General features: G+C 44.3%; 25 protein-coding genes, 1 pseudogene and 1 other annotated feature. Of the genes and pseudogenes, 24 read left to right on the forward strand and 2 right to left on the reverse strand.

The features are described from left to right. Positions 1-2 precede the first annotated feature (2 nt). The 18 genes and pseudogenes from AC58P7_RS14025 to AC58P7_RS14110 form a co-directional block, all read left to right on the forward strand. A pseudogene (locus AC58P7_RS14025) lies at positions 3-292 on the forward strand (3-hydroxyacyl-CoA dehydrogenase family protein); the annotation flags it as partial. Positions 293-440: 148 nt separating this feature from the next. Next, a complete protein-coding gene (locus tag AC58P7_RS14030; protein ID WP_497343729.1) occupies positions 441-869 on the forward strand; it encodes an HIT family protein in 429 nt (142 codons plus the stop codon). A 209-nt stretch (positions 870-1,078) separates the two neighbouring features. Then, complete coding sequence (locus AC58P7_RS14035; RefSeq protein WP_497343731.1) at positions 1,079-1,471, forward strand: DUF1871 family protein; 393 nt, start codon at positions 1,079-1,081, stop codon at positions 1,469-1,471. Next, a complete protein-coding gene (locus AC58P7_RS14040) occupies positions 1,468-1,728 on the forward strand; it encodes a hypothetical protein (protein WP_497343733.1) in 261 nt (86 codons plus the stop codon). The genes AC58P7_RS14035 and AC58P7_RS14040 overlap by 4 nt, the downstream gene beginning before the upstream one ends. A gap of 152 nt (positions 1,729-1,880) precedes the next feature. Then, positions 1,881-2,438, forward strand: coding sequence for a DEAD/DEAH box helicase family protein (locus AC58P7_RS14045; RefSeq protein WP_497343734.1), 558 nt, complete (start codon positions 1,881-1,883; stop codon positions 2,436-2,438). A gap of 28 nt (positions 2,439-2,466) precedes the next feature. Beyond that, positions 2,467-2,925, forward strand: coding sequence for a GNAT family N-acetyltransferase (locus AC58P7_RS14050; protein WP_497343736.1), 459 nt, complete (start codon positions 2,467-2,469; stop codon positions 2,923-2,925). 369 nt (positions 2,926-3,294) lie between these two features. Then, positions 3,295-3,777: a DUF6530 family protein gene (locus AC58P7_RS14055; protein WP_497343738.1), complete on the forward strand. Its 483-nt coding sequence runs from the start codon at positions 3,295-3,297 to the stop codon at positions 3,775-3,777. A 5-nt stretch (positions 3,778-3,782) separates the two neighbouring features. Beyond that, a complete protein-coding gene (locus AC58P7_RS14060) occupies positions 3,783-4,166 on the forward strand; it encodes a GIY-YIG nuclease family protein (RefSeq protein WP_497343740.1) in 384 nt (127 codons plus the stop codon). A 153-nt stretch (positions 4,167-4,319) separates the two neighbouring features. Continuing rightward, complete coding sequence (locus AC58P7_RS14065) at positions 4,320-5,303, forward strand: aldo/keto reductase (protein ID WP_497343742.1); 984 nt, start codon at positions 4,320-4,322, stop codon at positions 5,301-5,303. A gap of 38 nt (positions 5,304-5,341) precedes the next feature. Next, a complete protein-coding gene (locus AC58P7_RS14070) occupies positions 5,342-5,956 on the forward strand; it encodes a DUF3990 domain-containing protein (RefSeq protein WP_497343744.1) in 615 nt (204 codons plus the stop codon). Next, the gene (locus tag AC58P7_RS14075; RefSeq protein WP_497343746.1) at positions 5,925-6,221 is read left to right on the forward strand and encodes a hypothetical protein; all 297 of its coding nucleotides are present in this window, start codon (positions 5,925-5,927) and stop codon (positions 6,219-6,221) included. Before AC58P7_RS14070 ends, AC58P7_RS14075 begins: the two co-directional genes overlap by 32 nt. Positions 6,222-6,291: 70 nt before the next feature. Beyond that, entirely contained in the window at positions 6,292-7,110 is an 819-nt protein-coding gene (locus AC58P7_RS14080; RefSeq protein WP_497343748.1) for a class I SAM-dependent methyltransferase, read from the forward strand. 2 nt (positions 7,111-7,112) lie between these two features. Next, complete coding sequence (locus tag AC58P7_RS14085) at positions 7,113-8,291, forward strand: MFS transporter (protein ID WP_497343785.1); 1,179 nt, start codon at positions 7,113-7,115, stop codon at positions 8,289-8,291. A 70-nt stretch (positions 8,292-8,361) separates the two neighbouring features. Further along, complete coding sequence (locus AC58P7_RS14090) at positions 8,362-8,886, forward strand: GNAT family N-acetyltransferase (protein ID WP_497343750.1); 525 nt, start codon at positions 8,362-8,364, stop codon at positions 8,884-8,886. A 90-nt stretch (positions 8,887-8,976) separates the two neighbouring features. Next, entirely contained in the window at positions 8,977-9,465 is a 489-nt protein-coding gene (locus AC58P7_RS14095) for an SRPBCC family protein (protein ID WP_497343752.1), read from the forward strand. A gap of 160 nt (positions 9,466-9,625) precedes the next feature. Further along, a complete protein-coding gene (locus AC58P7_RS14100) occupies positions 9,626-10,462 on the forward strand; it encodes a sugar phosphate isomerase/epimerase family protein (protein ID WP_497343754.1) in 837 nt (278 codons plus the stop codon). Positions 10,463-10,600: 138 nt separating this feature from the next. Further along, positions 10,601-11,020: an HIT family protein gene (locus AC58P7_RS14105; protein ID WP_497343756.1), complete on the forward strand. Its 420-nt coding sequence runs from the start codon at positions 10,601-10,603 to the stop codon at positions 11,018-11,020. A gap of 114 nt (positions 11,021-11,134) precedes the next feature. Next, on the forward strand, positions 11,135-11,308 hold the full coding sequence (locus AC58P7_RS14110; RefSeq protein ID WP_497343758.1) for a hypothetical protein: 174 nt from the start codon (positions 11,135-11,137) through the stop codon (positions 11,306-11,308). A gap of 82 nt (positions 11,309-11,390) precedes the next feature. Here the strand turns inward: AC58P7_RS14110 and AC58P7_RS14115 are convergent, their stop codons facing one another. Then, positions 11,391-11,810 carry a DUF3995 domain-containing protein gene (locus tag AC58P7_RS14115; RefSeq protein WP_497343760.1) on the reverse strand — a complete coding sequence of 140 codons (420 nt, stop codon included), beginning with the start codon at positions 11,808-11,810 and terminating at the stop codon, positions 11,391-11,393. After that, complete coding sequence (locus tag AC58P7_RS14120) at positions 11,807-12,391, reverse strand: TetR/AcrR family transcriptional regulator (protein ID WP_497343762.1); 585 nt, start codon at positions 12,389-12,391, stop codon at positions 11,807-11,809. The genes AC58P7_RS14115 and AC58P7_RS14120 overlap by 4 nt, the downstream gene beginning before the upstream one ends. A gap of 161 nt (positions 12,392-12,552) precedes the next feature. Continuing rightward, positions 12,553-12,779 (forward strand) — a binding site (T-box leader). Positions 12,780-12,825: 46 nt separating this feature from the next. Here AC58P7_RS14120 and AC58P7_RS14125 point away from each other — a divergent pair. From AC58P7_RS14125 to AC58P7_RS14150, 6 genes are all read left to right on the forward strand, one after another. Next, positions 12,826-13,638, forward strand: a complete 813-nt coding sequence (locus AC58P7_RS14125; RefSeq protein WP_497343764.1) for a class I SAM-dependent methyltransferase — start codon at positions 12,826-12,828, stop codon at positions 13,636-13,638. After that, positions 13,635-13,970: an NUDIX hydrolase gene (locus tag AC58P7_RS14130; RefSeq protein WP_497343766.1), complete on the forward strand. Its 336-nt coding sequence runs from the start codon at positions 13,635-13,637 to the stop codon at positions 13,968-13,970. Before AC58P7_RS14125 ends, AC58P7_RS14130 begins: the two co-directional genes overlap by 4 nt. Positions 13,971-14,078: 108 nt before the next feature. Next, entirely contained in the window at positions 14,079-14,234 is a 156-nt protein-coding gene (locus AC58P7_RS14135) for a hypothetical protein (RefSeq protein WP_497343768.1), read from the forward strand. A 78-nt stretch (positions 14,235-14,312) separates the two neighbouring features. After that, positions 14,313-15,881, forward strand: coding sequence for a glutamate synthase-related protein (locus AC58P7_RS14140; protein ID WP_497343770.1), 1,569 nt, complete (start codon positions 14,313-14,315; stop codon positions 15,879-15,881). 130 nt (positions 15,882-16,011) lie between these two features. Next, positions 16,012-17,247, forward strand: a complete 1,236-nt coding sequence (locus AC58P7_RS14145; protein ID WP_497343772.1) for a stalk domain-containing protein — start codon at positions 16,012-16,014, stop codon at positions 17,245-17,247. A 122-nt stretch (positions 17,248-17,369) separates the two neighbouring features. After that, the gene (locus AC58P7_RS14150; protein WP_497343774.1) at positions 17,370-18,323 is read left to right on the forward strand and encodes a stalk domain-containing protein; all 954 of its coding nucleotides are present in this window, start codon (positions 17,370-17,372) and stop codon (positions 18,321-18,323) included. Positions 18,324-18,523: the final 200 nt, after the last annotated feature.

Below are 18,523 nucleotides of genomic sequence, written 5' to 3' on the forward strand. Positions count from 1 at the left end.
CGCAGGTTATTGGTATGCATTTCATGAACCCTGTTCCCGTGATGCCGCTCATTGAAGTCATTCGCGGACTCGAAACCTCTCAGTCCGTATTTGATGCAAGCTCGGGATGAAGCATCCCATGGGCCCGTTACAGCTAGCTGATTTTATTGGGTTGGATACGTGCCTATCGATTATGCAGATCCTTTATGAAGGTTTCAAGGATCCTAACTATCGAGCATGCCCGCTTCTGCGGAAATATGTAAAGCCGGGGCGATTGGGACGCAAATCGGGACATGGATTTTATGCCTATTAAGGCTGATCGATCAGCAATATGGAAGCTTGGAAAGGGCAGTCACTCGGATGAGGGACTGTTTTTTTGTTTTGGAAGGGGAAAGGGGTATTTAAATGGAATAGGTAAGTAACGAATGGGATCAACTTGAGTATGGGAAGGATGAATGTGTATGATGGAAACAGTATGTTTAGGATGCCAGTTAGCGAATGGACAAGTTTCAGCTCATGTCGTTTATGAAAATGAATGGATAATTGGCATCTTGGATATTGTGCCATTGAATGAAGGGCATGTTCTTCTGCTTCCCAAGCGTCATTGTACAGAGATCGAAGAGTTGGACGAGACGACGTCAGCAGCTATGCTGGACGCTACACTGAAAATATCTCGTTTGATCAAAAAGCTCTATCAGCCAGATGGTGTCACGATTCTTCAAAATGGTGGTATGTTCAACGATTTAGGCCACGTTCATGTGCATGTATTTCCGAGATATGCTGGAGATGGCTTTGGCTGGTTGGAACCAGAGGATAAAAATGACAATCGCAATCGGTTGGCAGATACCAAATTACAGATGATTAAATATAGGAGTGTTACAAGTGGATAGCCAATATGACATTGTAGAAAGCCCTATGAAGAAGCGATGAATTATGCGCGGAACGGCGAGAGGCAATTGGATGCTACGATGGTTTATTACAAAGAGTTGGCATCCCTCTAGTAACATGATAAACTGCTATGGGGCGACACCGCAGTGAATTGATCTGTTTTAATAGCGTGAGCAGATCAAGTTGGTGTCCAACAAAGGAGGCAATCTCATTGAAATTTCGAGCCGTATCGAATGAGACCAAGATGAATTATATGCTCTGGAGTATACAGAATGAAATTAGGAAAGAAAATAAGTACTTGGCATCGTTACCTTTCGATCCTTCGCCTATCATAGGGACAGTGAAGTATCACCTGGATCAGTGGGATCCGATTCAATTACTTGAGGTGGGCAGTCCAGACGATGAGTATGATGGTGAGGCTCGCAGCGTAACCATTTATATAATAAAGCATATGGATGATATGACCGTTGCTGGTCTAGGACAAGCGATCCAACATATTTTCAAAAAATCCTTTCGACATTTGTTTCAGTCCGATGAAGAGACGATTGAAATTGCCGTTGGCATTTTACGTGATTTGACTAATGGAAATGAGGATGTATCGTGAGTGAAATGGTTGGGAAATACTGTGCCAAGTTTTTTGGCAAAACAGGTGTCATTCTTGAAATTGGCGTTGTGAAAAAGGTAGCAAGCCGTACCATTCATGTGGATTGGGGTACGAAAACATGGGTGTATCAGAACCGAGACTTTACCTGGACGCCGCTTACCAAGGAAGAATTCGAAGATAAGTACAAAAAACCGAAATTCTCAGACACAGCATTGGTACGTGCCGCGGAATTAGGCCTGAAAATTACGTATAACTAGAAATGAAATTGCGGCTGCCTAAGGCGGCCGTTCTTTTTTGCCTGTATAGTAGTCTTCGCTAGGAGAGTTTGAATGTTACTTATTTTTTCCAAATAAATGGGCTCTGTGCATGATAAAATAAGGTATAGGATGAATCGAAGTGAGGTGCAATGATGAAATTTGTGCTCTTATTCGGCCCACAAGCTGTTGGTAAGATGACAGTCGGCCACGAACTTGAAAAAATAACTGAATTGAAGCTCTTCCATAATCATATGACGATTGAACTTGTTCATCCTTTTTTCGGGTATTCCGCAGAAACATGGCGGCTAGTCGAGCTTTTTCGTTGTGAGATCTTTGAAGCTGTCTCGAAAAGTGAACTTTATGGCTTGATTTTCACGTACGTGTGGGCGTTTGATGTACAGGCGGAATGGGACTTTGTGGAGAAAATCTGTACGATTTTCGAATCCAAAGGCGGTGAGATCTATTTCGTTGAACTTGAAGCGCCAGTGGAAGAACGCGTTGAACGGAATAAAACGCCGCATAGACTTGAGCATAAGCCTACCAAACGAGATGTTGCACAATCTGAACAGAATTTGCACGCAAGCATGGAGAAGCATCGATTAAACTCGTTCGAAGGTGAAATTACGAGAGAAAATTATTTCCGAATCAACAATGCGGGCTTAAGTCCAGAGGACGTCGCCGAGATGATCAAAGAAAAGTTTCATTTCTGATTCCTCTACACAAAGGATGGAGGCATGAATGATGTTACACATTAGAGAGTTGCAGCTTACCGAAGAGTATCCGATTCACTTGTTTCTTTTAGCAGATCCAGAATTAGCTATGGTAGAGTCTTATGTCTATCGATGCAAATGCTTCATATTGGAAGAAAATCATGAAATTATCGGTTCCTATTTACTTTTACCGACAAGACCGAAGACGATTGAACTGGTGAATATCGCGGTAATTACTAAGAAACAGGGCAGGGGCTACGGGAAGGAACTCGTTAGGCACGCGGTGGAAACCGCAAGAACTTTGAACTATCAAACGATTGAGGTAGGTACGGGGAATTCGGGCGTGCAGCAGCTTGGACTATACCAAAAATGCGGATTTCGCATCTACGGCGTGGACCTCGATTTCTTTACTAGGCATTATAAGGAACCCATTTTCGAAAATGGGATTCAATGTCGCGATATGATTCGCTTGCGTCAAGATTTATAAATGGCGTGGGATAAAATAGGAAAAACTCCTGCTAATGTGACATTTAAGCCCAATAGGAGGAGTTTTTCTGTATAAATGAAAACGCCGTTCGCGTCTATTCATTATTACCCAACTCGTACATATTCAAACTCATAAATGGCCTGAAACTTATTAAGTACGCGTTGCGTTCAGGGCTTCATTGAAAATTCATTAAAAACACACCATGACTCCCAATTTGGGTGGTAGGGTGTGTTTTTGGGTTAAGCACTGAATTCCGAGTCTATCCAATAGATAAGGAGCATCCATTGACTTGAAAAGGAACCTGCGGTATACTTCATCCATCGGTCATTTATTTAGTAAATTAGTAATTTAGTAAACGGAGGAATAAGAATGAAAATACCTACAACACTCAAACATAAACCCGTAATCGTAGCTGAGAATTATGCCAACATTGACGGACGATATACCCAAAACACCGATACACAAGGCCTTTCCCTAGGTCTTGCGCAGTGGAACGACAGGGGTAAGGTCGATATTTCTGCAAAAGTATGGCGTTACACAGGGGAGAAATGGTCCCGCCAATCCGAGGAACTGCCTTTGCACCGCGTATTAGATTTGGCGATTCTCGTTTGCCGAACGAAGTTGCATTTTCAAGAGGATGCCTATCGGTATGAGAATTCCTATAATCCTGACAATCCCGTGATCGACAGAATCGGGCTGCAAGGGGATGCTATGACCGTTGGTGTGTGTACGGATAATGAGAAAATTAACGAAGATATCAAGCTCTTCAGTCAAGCGCTGAGTGATGACGGAGAGTTGATCGGTGAACGCTTGCGCACGCTTTCAAGGATTTTAAAAGAAATGGGGTATTGATCAAAATGATAGACAAACAGAAGAAAAAGGAGCTTGCCACTAACTATAAGCAAACGTTCCGGGCGATGGGTGTTTATCAAATTCGAAATATCCTGAACGATAAAATATATGTGGGCGGCAGCATGGATCTAGACGGGATGAAGAATCGCCTTGAATTTTGTAAACAGATGAATACGAATACGTTCAACGAGCTTCAGAAAGATTGGGCGACGTTCGGAGGTAATAGCTTTGTTTTTGAAGTGTTAGATCGCATCGAGCCAAGAGATGAAATCATGTCGGATGCCGCCGATTTGAAAAGCTATCGAAGAGAAGTGGATGCGCTGCTTGAATTATGGCTAGAGAAGTTAGAACCGTACGACGAGAAGGGCTATAACAAACGCAAGCGTTAGTGCTTCGTCTTTTTCCATTTACCAAGGGGTTCCGTCTTAGCGGATATCCTTTTTTTTGCATAAATAGGAAGGTATCCTCTAATTCTATGGCGAAATGTTGATAGATGAAATCAATGTCACTTAGAGAGACCTACATAGAAGGAGTAGATGCAGATGAATTACCGTCAACTTGGCGATACAGAGCTTCAAATTAGTGAGGTTAGCTTCGGCACATGGGCCATCGGTGGAGGCTGGGGCGAGGCGAATGACGATGAATCAATCCGAGGGTTACACCGTGCGATGGATGCTGGGGTAAACTTTTTTGATACGGCAGATGTGTATGGCTCAGGTCATGCGGAAGAGCTCCTTGCGAAAGCGACGAAGGGGAAAGAAGATGAGGTGCATATCGCGACGAAATTTTGCCGTTCTGGCGATATCCATGATCTCGCGACCTATTCCGAGGAAGCTGTTCGCCAATTTGCTGAAAATAGCTTGAATCGATTGAATCGTGAACGAATCGATCTCTATCAAATTCACTGTCCGCCTCTGTCAATTCTGAAAGACGGATCCGTTTTCGAAGTGCTGGAGAAATTGAAAGCCGAGGGCAAAATTCGTCATTACGGCGTGAGCGTTGAAACGGTGGAAGAAGGCTTGTTCTGTCTCACCGTACCTGGGGTTAAAGCGTTACAAGTGATCTTTAACTTGTTCCGTCAAAAGCCTGCTGAAGCCCTCTTCCCACAAGCGAAAGCTGCAGGTGTTGGTATTCTTGTCCGGCTTCCGCTCGCCAGTGGCCTTTTGACAGGGAAATTCACGGCTTCCAGCACATTTGCTGCGGATGATCACCGGAATTTCAATGCGAATGGCGATCAATTTAACGTTGGTGAAACGTTCGCAGGGCTGCCTTTTACGAAAGGCGTTGAGCTCGCGAAGGAGTTAGCTTGGATCGGCGAAGGTCGTGGCAACATGGCACGCGCATCGATGCGGTGGATTCTGGAGAATCCCAACATTACGTGTATGATTCCTGGCTTTAAAAACGTTAAGCAGATTGAAGACAATCTGGCTACTCTAGACGTACCATCGTTCAATTCGGAAGAGCAGGCGCGTCTACACAGCTTTTATACAACTCAGGTACACGAACACATTCGCGGTGCGTACTAGCCTAAATCGAAAGGGATGAGGTTTCAGGGGGAAGCGAAATGGATATAATAACACCACAACGTTTATATCATGGGACGACGGACAATCTCGTCAACCTTTTTCAAGATAAATTACTGGATAGTAACTTTTGGCGTCCTGGACGCGACTTTGGTGAAGGATTTTATACGACGATTTCAGCAGCACAGGCACGCAATTGGGCACGAAAAGCGGCAGCTCGATCTATTATGGGGCATGAACTTCCATGTGTGCTGGAGATTGAACTCATCGCGATTCCTGCGAAGATGGAGCCTCTTATTTTTCTAAGTGATTCCCTAGCGTGGGCTGAATTTGTGATGGGGCATCGCAGCGTCATGAAAAAAGGTGAAGCAGATCCTTGTCATAAGCATCCTGATATCATTATTGGTCCTATGGCGGATGGGGATACTGGACGAATTATTGAAGAAGCAGTACAATTAAATAAAGATGTACATTGGTTTTATGATCAAATTTTACGAACCACACGTGGTCGCAAATTAGATGCGTTACGTCTTGGGAACCAAGTCGTTTTTTCCTCTGAGAAGTGGGAAGCGTCGCTACGTTTTGTTGGTTATAACATTTTTACGGGAGGCAGGTGGATCTATTATGAAAACACAAGTTCGGCTGAATCTATATGAACGCGGAATCGTTGATGCCCTAGTTCAGAGTTTCGGTTTCACCGCGCAAGGTGCTCGAAAGCTTGTTGTCGAATATGCGGAGGTCATTCGTAAATTAGGTGGCTATGACACCTGTTATGATCATGCGGAGCGGCTGGTTCAAGCCACAACCATCAATTACAAGCCGGAAGAATGGCTGAAGCGGATTAATGTGATTGCGAAGGAAGCCGCTCAGGACAAAGGCATTCTACACCTTGAGGCAGGACTGCACGTTCATGTACGTTAAATAAATGGATTAGAAGCTCATCCTATGGTTGAGCTTTTTTTTACGACTAAAGAGGAGGAAATATAAACAAATGATTGAACACATTCGCACAAACAATGTACAGCGATTCACTGGCTTCGGTGCCTTGTACGATGAAAGTCGGCCGACGGCACCTCAGGAAGTAATTACAATCTTGACGACGTATTTACAACGCAAACCACAAACAGTTGTAGATGTTGGCTGTGGCACGGGCCTTTCCTCATTTCTATGGTTGAAAGATGCTGAGCGAATCATCGGCGTTGAGCCAAGTGATGACATGCGTGCAGTCGCCATTGCCAAATGGGAAGCGATGCAAAAGCCGGCAAACCTGCAGTTCATGAAGGGCTTATCCCATGAGCTGGATTTACCCTCAGCTTCTACTGACATTGTGACTTGTTCACAATCGTTTCACTGGATGGAGCCCCAAAGCACATTGCGTGAATTCGCACGAGTACTTCGGCCTGGCGGCGTATTTGCCGCGTATGATTGTGATTGGCCGCCAATGATTGATTTGGAAATCGAGCAGCAGTATTTGAAGCTTACATTGCTTGGAGATCAACGAGCTGCGGAGCTTGCACAAGAGCATGAGTATGCGTATAAGTGGAATAAGGAGGAGCATTTGAAGCAAATCCAAGAATCGGGTTTATTCCGTTATGCAAGAGAAATCGTGTTTCATAATTGGGAGAAATGTGATGCGACTAGGTATGCGAATCTTGCGTTAAGTCAAGGGAGCTTACAAACCGCGCTGAAACTGGGTGCTAAAGATCTTGAGATAGAGGCGGCAGCATTTCGCGAACTCGTGAAGAAAGCGTTCGCTGGAGAAGAACGGTTGATTTTATTTGGATACCGTATGCGGGTAGGTATTGTTTAATTATTGGAAAGAAGGGAACGACCACGAATACGAAGCTGATTTCATTTATATTTTTTTATATTGTCATTTACATGGGTAATGCGGTTTATGGGACATTCATGCCGGTGTATCTCAACAATGCGAAGTTCTCGCAAGAGGAGATTGGGATTTTACTTAGCCTGGGACCGTTGATTGCGATGATTGGTCAACCGGTTTGGGGAGCGTTCGGCGATCGTGCGAGAACGAAGAATCGTGTGCTGCGCGTATTAATTATAGGTAGCGGAGTTTCCATTCTGTTCTTTCCGCTTTCGCATCAGTTCCTCTACATTCTTGTGTTTATATGCATATTTACATTTTTTCAAACCTCGATTTTTGCTCTTAGTGATGCCATAACGTTAGAGGAGTTAGATCGGCATCCGAAGTGGAGCTTCGGTTGGATTCGTCTCGGAGGCACAATAGGCTTTGCCATCATGTCACTCGTTTTTGGATTTATTGCCAAGTCATATATCGAGTCCATGTTTCCGGTCTATGCGGGTACGATGGCTGCCGCACTGTTCTGTTTGTGGCGCTTTCCTCCTGCTGCAGGGCGGGCGACCCAAGTCATGGGGCAGAAATTCCGTGAGCTATTTCGAAATGGTAAGCTTATGTTGTACCTCAGCATGAACTTTGTTATACAAATCACGTTAGGCTATTATTATGCTTTTTTCCCGATCTACTTTAAGGAGATGGGAGGGGACAGCGTACTGCTAGGCTGGTCGATGGTGATTTCTTCACTTAGTGAACTGCCATTTCTCTTGTTCTCAGCGCAAATATTTAAGCGCATCCCGACTTCTGTGATTTTGCTCGTTGCGGCATTGGCGTCATCGATGCGCTGGTTTCTTTTTTCCCAAATTGACGATCCGCATTGGCTGCTGCCGGTTCAGCTGTTACATGGACTCATCTTTATTGTGCTATCCGTCACGCTAGCTACTATTATCAACCGTGAGGTGCCGCCGGAGTGGAAGGCAAGCGGTCAAACCCTCAATGGCTTACTTAGTCTAGGAGCGGCTCGCATTATCGGGAGCTTCTTAGGTGGTATCATGAGCGCGGCATATGGGATGAGACAAGTTTTCCTCTATAGCGCAGGGGTATCTATGGCATGTGTTGTCGTTTATGGGCTTGTAATTTTTCTGCGTATGAAGCAAAGAATCGCTGGAACATAGGCAAATACCGTAAAAGGGACGATTGTCCAATTGGAGAAGCTAGTCAAATTGAATGGGAGGAGATGAAGTCATGATTACACTTCGAAATCTAACGAAGGCGGATGCAGACGAATTCTGGAAACTGCGATTGGAGGGGCTGAAACTTTATCCAGAGGCCTTCTCGGCCTCCTATGAAGAGTCTATTTTGGTACCTGCTGAGGGTGTAAAAGAACGTATTTCTGAGAGTGAAGATCAATTCATTGTAGGTGCTTTTCATCAGGAGAATGGGCTTGTTGGCGTGGCAGGATTCCGTAGAGAAAAGACTAATAAGCTGAAGCATAAGGGCTCGATTTGGGGTGTTTATGTGACAGAGGCCTACCGTAAACAAGGGATTGCGAAGCAAATCATTCAAACGATTATTCAACGTGCGGAGCAATTAGAGGGACTGCGGCTCATTCTTTTGACGACAGGTGTAACCAATGTCGCTTCGAAGAAGCTCTATCATTCACTTGGTTTTAAAACATTTGGGATTGAGCCGCAATCGATGTGCGTGAATGGTGCTTTTTGGGATGAGGAATTTATGGTTTTGGAGTTGGGGGATAGGGGGAAGGAATGATTATTTATTTTTGGATTATATAGTAAATTCGATTATTATGAAATGAAGGTAATTCAAGAAAGTGAAATGAATGAGAGGAAGTGTTGAGGCATGAGCAAACATGAATCTATACTCAGCTATGAGCCAGGTGGTCAACAGATTTGTATGACACGCGTGTTCGATGCTCCTAGAGAGCTCGTGTTTAGAGCGTTTACAGAGGGTAATCTTCTTGTCGAGTGGCTTGGACCTCGTGGGTTGACGATGCAATTGGAGACTTTTGAGCCGAGAAGTGGCGGCAACTGGCGATATATCCATATGGACAGCAACGGGAACGAGTATGCGTTCCGCGGTGTGTATCATGAAGTCACTTCACCTGAACGGATTATTCAAACCTTTGAGTTTGAAGGACTCCCGGAGAAAGGACATGTTATCCTCGAAACAGCGAGATTCGAAGAGTTGGATGGCGATCAGACCAAGCTGTGGATGGAATCTGTGTTCCAATCCGTTGCTGATCGAGATGGTATGCTGCATTCCGGTATGGAGCAAGGGATGCAGGATTCCTATGAACGCTTAGCGGAGCTTCTGGAGAGAATCAAATAGTATTTGATGATTAATGTAATTAATTATTAACGACATGAAGTAAATGTTTCCGAAATAAAAATAGCACAATAAGACATATTGCTGCGTTTTCGAATATGGTGATTCCTGTTTGACTTTGATAAGATACTTCAATAATAGAAGAAATGAAAGGGTTGAAGCTATGCCTTTTTTATCACTGACGAGTTGGAGTTTACATCGGAATCTGGGGCCTTTACGGTGGACACGCTGGGATGATAATACGCGAATGCAATTCACGGATATTCAGGATCAACCGGAGTTGCTTGCACTACTCGAGTTACCAGGTGTTCTAGCGGGGAAGGGGTTTTCTTCACTGGAAGTTTGTCATTTTCATTTTCCGGAGACGAGTGAAGCGTATCTACATACGCTGAAGAACGCATTTGCAGAAGCAGGGTTGCGCTTTTATACGCTTCTGCTTGAATATGGCGATATCTCCAGCTCGGATGAACTGCGTAGACAATCCGACATTGCGTGGATCAAAAGGTGGATTGATATCGCGGCGTTGGTGGGAGCCGAGAGGGTACGCGTCATTGCAGGCGATGCGGAGCCATCGGATCAAGAAGCCTTAGCACGATCCATCGCTGCTTTGCGAGAGTTAGGGCAATACGGTGCAGATCATGGCGTACGCGTTGTTACAGAAAACTTCAAATCGCTCTCCTCTATCGCAGATAATTGTCTTACGTTATTGGATGGATGCGGGCAGAACCTTGGATTTACCTCGGATTTTGGGAATTTCAAGGGCATGGATAAATTTGATGCTCTTACCCGAACCATTCCACATAGTGAATCCATTCATGCTAAAGTGCAAACGAATGCCGAAGGTTACCCTGATGAGGCTGAGTTTATACGATGCTTAGAAATCGCTAAGCTTGTCGGCTATGAAGGGCCGTTAACACTTGTTTACGATGGTCCTGGTAATATGTGGGACGGAATTGAGCGTGTGAGGAAGTTGGCGGAACCTTACTGTAATAGGAATTAAATTGGTTTATTTCGAGAGATCCTGAACAGATTATGCAAATGATCAAAAGTATGTTTCCAGAATTCAAAAGAGTCCATAAAATATGCTATGATACTAGGAAACTCTACACACTACACGCTAGAATAGGAGACTTCTACCATGAGCCAAATATGTAATTATTGCAGCAAAAATGAGGCTTTATCCAATTTGATGATCGAAATCGGTCAATTGCGTGTTTCGACCCTGTACTTATTTAGAGAACAAACATACAAGGGACGTTGTATTGTTGCATTAAATGAGCATCATCATGAATTTTTCCACTTGTCACAGGAGATGCAGGATGCGTACATGCGCGATGTGGCTCAAGCTGCCTCTGCCATCGAGCGTGCTTTTTCACCTGATAAAATTAATTATGGCGCCTTTGGCGACACGATGCCGCATGTCCATTTCCACATTGTGCCTAAGTATAAGGACGGGTACACATGGGGGAAAATGTTTGAAATGAATCCCGCTGCGAATAAGCAGCTGACGGAGCAAGAATATGAGGAAATTATTGGACAACTGAAAAAGCATTTATAAAATAAAAGGATTCAGGATTACTTTAGGCTTTCAGACCACTTTTGAAGTGGTTTGGAGGCTTTTTATTTGTTTAGGTGAAGTCATACTTTTGCCTATTTCCCAAATCACCCTAAATTGGCTAAAGTGGAACGTTATCTGGCCCATCCAGCGGGTCACATGGTGATGCAATCGACACGGCCGCAAACGTTAGCGTTTGGTCTTACGGATTCACCCGTGGGTCAGCTTGCTTGGATTGCAGATAAGTTCCGCGAGTGGGCCCATCGGGGACGTTCGAGCATTTTTCTATGAAATACGTTAGGATTAAATCGTATCCAGTATGATACCAAAAGCCACCTATCATCCAATCGGATGAGCGGTGGCTTTTGGTCGTCTACACAACAGCTAACATAAATGAAAAAGCTAAGAACAGACAGAGAGGACTATAGAATCGCGTATCATACTTAGAGAAAGTCGTGCCTTTGATTCGTTTGAAAAAACCTAGATTTTTGAAATCCCCGACAGCTCTAATCAGGAAAACACTGCCACAAAGTATACACGCCCATTTGGTAAATGTGTTTGCTTGTAAGAAGGACAACGATTCAGACTGAGCAATGAGTACGAAACAAACGGCTAAAATCAATACAGCCACTGCAAGTGTTTCTAACATACGAGGTCTAAAGACGGCGTCGCCATCCGTTTTCTGGGGGATTGCTGCACTGCCGCCCCATCTTCCTCCAAAGGCCCAGTAGATATGGATCGAGCTAATCAATAGTAAGATTGCAGCAGATACATAAACAATATATGAGTTCATTGCTCAATTCCCTCCCATATTACATCCATTTGTTTTTGAAACATGACGATGATATCCTCACCCTGAGATTGAATCAGCGACCAAGAGAGGAGCGTATTAAAGTAGATCCCAACTAAAATAGAAGCAATAAGAGAGGATTCCCAGCGAGTTCGGAACGCGTGATAATCCTTAGCCTCATTAATTATCTGAGTAAGCGTCTGTTGGAATATGACAATATTGGGTGATTCTTCTTTCATAAGTAGGGCGGACTTCATCGTTTCGGATAAGGTAAGTTTTAATAAATCGGAATGTTCTGAGTAGGTGGAGAGCAGCTCTTTGAAAATAAGTTGCAACCGCTCCCTGAGATTGGGCACTTGATGTTTTTGGACAATTTCATTCATGAGTTGGACCTGTGAATGGCCGAGATGAAGGAGGACATGCTCCTTTTTGGGGAAATAATTAAAAAAAGTTCCCTTGGCGATACCACAAGCGGATGCAATTTCTTCAACCGTAACATTGTCGTAACCCTTCTCTTTGAACAGCTCAATAGCCCTCAAAAATATCTGCCCTTTAAGCTCTTGCTTGCGGACTTCTCTGAGCATAAACATCACCTCGCTTGTTAATGACCACGGTCATAATATGACTACAGTCAGTATGATTCTAATTTCCAATAAATACAAGGGGAGTTTGCATCGCTAAAAGAATCAATTGACAGGAATTATTTGGGATTATACACTAGCAACAACATCCAATAATTCAATATGTAAACGCAATGATTGGGACTAATAAGGAACAGCTATTGTTCAGAGAACTGTCGATTCGGTGGAAGACAGTCAATAGACTCCCCAACTCACCCATGAGTGGTAAGGTCGAAGAATTATTGTAGATCTTAACGGTTAACCTCCGTCATCGGGTCCCAAGGATTTGTACTTATTTGTGTTGCAAATCAAGAAGAGTGGTACCGCGAAGGTTAAACCCATCGCCTCTTTGCAGGCAATGGGTTTTTTGGTTTTCCACAAAAAGGGAGGAAATTCGTATGAACAATGTGATCGATTACTATACCAAGTTCGATGAGTGGGGAAGACTAGATCGGGAGCCTATTGAGTTTACGGTGAATTGGCACTACATGAAGCAGTATCTCCCTAGCTCAGGTCTTGTCCTAGATAACGGTGCTGGACCAGGCAAATACGCAATGAAATTAGCGAAACTCGGCTATAACGTGACCCTGTCAGATCTTACGCCTAATCTCGTTGATCTTGCGAGAGATAAGGCAAGTGAGTTGGGTCTGTCAGACATGTTTAATGGTTTTCATACACTGAATGCTACGCATTTACAGGGAATTGATGATCAAACCTACGATGCTGCGCTGATGATGGGCCCCCTTTATCATTTACAAGTGGAAGCAGATCGAGTGGCTGCCGTTAGAGAATTGCATCGCGTAACAAAGAGCAATGGCGTCGTGTTCGTCGCTTTCCAAAGCAGGATGCGGATGCTGCTAACCTCGTTGCTTTACCCAAGTGCTTGGAAACCAAATGACAATATGGCCACTATTCAGCATTTTATAGACGAAGGCATTTTTAATCATACGGATCAAGGTCGGTTTACAGGCGCTTATTATTACAATGTCGCAGATATTAAACCATTTATGGAAAACCTGGGCTTTGAGACGTTAGATTTGATTGGTTCCTCTAACCTAGGCGCCTTATTAACGAATGAACAAAAGCAATTTTGGACTGACCGTGGGGAAATGGAAGAGTTTACCGAGCTTCTTATCAGACTAGCCCGTGATCCATCCGTGTTAGGGGTTTCCTCGCATTTGTTATATATTGGGAGAAAAATTGGAGTGTGAAGAGATGCCGACTGGCGACAGCAAACATACTGAAATTGTATTGGTCACTTCCTGGGGGATGGGCGGATATTGGATATTCGCCTTCAGAGGTCGTTGTGAAGAAGATTCAAGAGGAGTCCGGATTTGATGCGGTACCAGTAAAATTGCTTGCTGTGCTCGATAAAAAGTTTCATAACCATCCTCCGGAGCCTTATCATGTCTACAAAATGTTTATCCTCTGTAAAATAATCGGAGGGAAGGCGCTGGGCGGCGTGGAAACGAGCGAAGTGCAATTTTCAAAGAGAATGAACTCCCGGAATTATCCGCAGAACGGAATACGTTCGCTCAAGTGAAGAGTATGTTTGACTACATGAGGGATCCAGATAAAGAACTCAGATTCGATTAAGTTTGCAGAAGCTTCGATTCAGCTGCTGGAATCCATACATATTCGATTTGTAGCTGTGCTTCGATCACTAGATGCTTCCGTTTTCGCAAAGACATTTACGAGTCCCATCCTCGGCGTGCTGAGTTTGGATGTTGCTTTGCAACGATTCGTTTGGCATGATCGGCATCATATAGCCCAGATTGCTTCTCTGAAAGAGCGAATGGGGTGGTAAGCTCGCCCATAAGCTTAATAATTAGAAAAATGTGGCATGCTAACCGAAGTGTTCAGCTTGCTGTGGAGGTCATGCATAATGGTGCATAGTGTTTTATTGTCTATATTACTTGTAATTGTTGCATTGCCACCGCTCATATTCTTCGGTTACATGTATGCTTTATCGAAGAAACCAAAGCACTCCATCATACGCTCTCACCCGTTCTTAGGTTGGATGCGCTACTTGCTTGAGAAATTGGGACCTGAGTTCCGCCAATATTGGTTTGATCATGACACAGAGGGAAAACCGTTCTCGCGGGCTGATTTTGTTGGCCTGGTCTATGCGGCGAAATACCGTACAGATCTCATCTCCTTCGGTGGTAGACGTGATTATGAGAAGCCAGGATTTTATTTATCCAATGCCATGTTTCCAAAATTGACGAGTGAGCTTCGAGTAGATAATGAAGGTTTGGTGCCTGGGAAGAAATATGTGATTACCGATGAGGGGTTGTTTACAAGGAAGGAAAAGTTCATTGACGAACAGGTTAAACCGTGGCTGCTGCCAGACGATGATGTCATTGTCGTCGGGGAGAATCGCACCTACCCATGGCGGCTCAAAGGGATGTTCGGTGCTTCAGCGACCTCCTATGGGGCGGTTGGGGAGAATTATATTCAATCGACAGGCAGCGGTGCAGCGATGGCAGGCGGATCTTGGATCAATACGGGAGAAGGCGGAGTAGCGGAAGAGCATTTAGCTTCAGGTGTCGATGTCATTTCACAAATAGGTCCGGGAATGTTCGGTTTTCGTGATGATACAGGACAGTTTTCTCTAGATGCCTTTCGTTACAAAGCATCATTACCTAACATCAAAGCGTTCGAATTGAAGTTTCATCAAGGTGCCAAAATACGTGGCGGTCACCTGGAAGGCTCCAAGGTTACGGCAAAGGTTGCTGCAACACGATTGGTCCCCATTGGCAAAACGGTCAATTCACCGAATCGGTTTGAGTTTCTTACGAATCCTGAGGAGGCACTGCGGTTCATCAATACCTTGCAAGAAGCAGGAGGCAAACCGGTAGGGGTTAAGATCGTTGTCGGTGATCCGAAACGTCTGGAGCCGTTCTTCCAAGCGATGGTCGATTTGGATATGGTTCCAGATTTCATAACCGTAGACGGTTCCGAAGGCGGTTCAGGAGCGACATTTAAAGCCATGGCGGATGGCATGGGTTTGCCGCTTTTCGCCGCGCTGCTCATCCTTGATGATGTTGCTCGGAAATTTGGTGTGCGCAATCGTATGAAGATTTTCGCTTCAGGTAAACTCATCACACCGGATAAGGTTGCCATCGTCCTTGCTTTAGGTGCGGACTGCGTCAACTCTGCTCGCGGCTTTATGATGGCAAATGGCTGCATAATGGCGATGCAGTGCCATACTGGCAAGTGCCCGACCGGAATCACGACAACGGATTCGAAGTATCAGGCAGCCTTGGCTCCAGAGGAAAAGCAATGGCGGGTGATGAACTACATTTTGCAATTGAGGGAAGGGTTATTCTCATTGGCTGCAGCTTCTGGATTGGATAGTCCGCGGGGATTTCGAAGAGAGCATGTGGTATTTACGAACGAAAGCGGACAGAGCACGAGAATCGTTGATTTATATCCATATCCAGAGTCATGAATGATTGAAAATAAGGCTGTCGAGCCCATGCTCGGCGGCCTTTATTTGTGTTAATTTTTGCAGGAGTTTTGAAGGAATTTGTCGAAATAATTAGATTCATGGAAATAAATCAGCGTATTTTGGAGGTATGATGAGAACTTCTCTGAAAACAAAAGTCAAAATAGCAGCGGTGATTACCGCATTATCCCTTGTAGTTGGGAATCCAAGCCTGCAGGCAGCTGGAAACAGCGTAGATAGCGCGGCTGCAGCGCTAGACTACTTGAATGACGTAAGGTCCAATATGGGCATTCCATCGATGAAATTAGACCCCCTACTTACCAAAGCAGCAGGAAACCATGCGAACTATCTTCTCATCAATCAGGAGAACGGACATACAGAAGCGCCAAGCAAGCATGGTTACTCAGGAGAACTTCCATGGGATCGAGCCGCTGCAGTAGGCTTTGATACGGATACATTTGGTGTATTTGAGGATGTTTCGTTCTTTACGAAAACACCAGAGGAAGGCGTTCAGTCCTTGCTAGATGCTCCGCTGCATAGATCGAGTTTGATTTTGCCCAGCATGACACTGTTAGGTGTGGGGTACAACGAACATGCGATTGTTCTAAATCCGGCCAAAGCTTGGTTTGTCGACGCAGGAATTGGCGTATATCCCTATGATGGGCAAACGGATGTACCTGTTAGTTTTGATGGGAATGAAATTCCTAACCCGTTGGATGAATTTGATTTGGAAAGATCGGGATATTTTATCACCAGTGCGGGGGTTTCTCAAGATAAGACAGACGTTTCCGCAACCTTGTTGGATTCTGCAGGCAAGCCTGTTGACATTTTGAAGTTAAAACAAGACCTTGGCGATACGAACGCTTGGCATCTTATTCCCAAAAAGGATTTACTCTATGGTGAAACGTATACCGTAACGGTCGATGATAAGACATGGTCCTTTACGACGGTTTCTGATTCAGACGGTTCTTCTACGACAGGTAAGGTTGGTCCAACGAAGCTATTTAGTAACGGCAACGTTGGGATTCGTATCAATGGCAAGTACATAGATGTTTCTCCAAAAGCCAAGATTATTGATGGAAGTACGTTCATCCCGCTCCGCGGCGTTTTTGAGGCGATGGGAGCTAAAGTCGTTTGGGAGGGCTCGCGGAAAGAAGTCAGCATCGTCAAAGACTCCACTACGATTGTACTAACTCTCGGGAATAAGCAAGCGCTAGTTAACGGAAATTGGCAGACACTTTCCATGGCTCCGTTCGTTTCAGCGGAAGGTTCCACGTATGTGCCGCTTCGCTTCGTTAGTGAGGCGCTTGGCGCAGAGGTAGCTTGGGAAAGTGAAAGTTGGACGGCAGTTATCAATTTGAATAAGTAGGTAGAGAAGTCGAGCAGCATTGCTCGGCTTTTTCTCATTTTGAAACAATTCCTCGGCTGATGCGTCTACATGTAAGTGCTGTTAAAATATGGGATCTCCATTAGATGAAAGAGGTGTCAATTTTGAAGAAATTCATCTTAGGATTAAGTTGTGGCCTAGTCATTGCCGGTTCGTCCGTCGCTTTCGCGTCAGATACGATTCAAGCTTTATTATTTCCAGCCAGTTTTGAAATTAATGGCAGTCAAGTGGATATGAATAGTGATTATCAGATTTTGAATGTAGATGGGCACGCATATGTGCCTGTTCGGTTTGTGGCTGAAAATCTGGGAGCAACAATTGATTACGACACGGAATCTCAAAAAATTATAGTTAAAAATAAACCATTAGATATTAGGGATCCAGATTACTCAAGTATCTCAGTGGGGAATTTAATCCTAACGAAGTCGGGAGATAAGACCAAAGTTACGGGTCAATTGAAATTTGAAGGCATGGGAAACGCGCGAAATATGATCGGGGGCGGATTAACCTTTTACAACGAGGATAATGAGAAAATTGGCGATGCGATGATTACGGGGACTAATTTCGGAGTACAGACACAAACCTTCGTCACCGAGGGGGATGGTGATTTCAAGAATTATGCAGCGGCATACCTACATATTGGTGCGGTTAATTATCGCATTATTCGTGATTTGCCTCAGATCATTTATAGTAATCCGAATTTTCATTTCATGTTGAATATTCCATCCAGTTGGGAGGGGAAATATGAGGTCGAAGAGAAGATCGATGTAGCTTCTAGGCGTGTGAACTATCTCTTTATCGACAAGGTAAATAAGGAGTTTGGAGGTGTAATTTTTAGCATTTCGATATGGACGAAGGAAGATTGGCTTGAGAATGGTCTTATTGCGAAGGGAATTGATCAACGATATAAAGTTGGGGAAGACGCGGATCACGTTTTCATCTTATTTCCGCCTGGAGATGTGGAGTACAATCCCCATGATGAAAAGCTCACAGCGGAATATAGCTCAATGACAGACCAGATAAGTAAAATCAGAACTAGTTTTAAAGTTGAAAAATGAAAATGAATCTAATGAGCCTGTAATCATCCAACGATTACTCAAATTATATCAATAAGGGAAAAGCCAGCGGGGATCCGCTGGCTTTTATCCGTGTGCGCCCAGCATGGGCGCTATCTCTAGGGTTCAAGTCCCGAATGGCGAAGGCAGTAGTAGCCATAGCTTAAGACAAGGGTGTCGACCGTGAGGTCGAATCTGAAGGA

Source organism: Paenibacillus sp. J22FR5 (assembly GCF_059691975.1).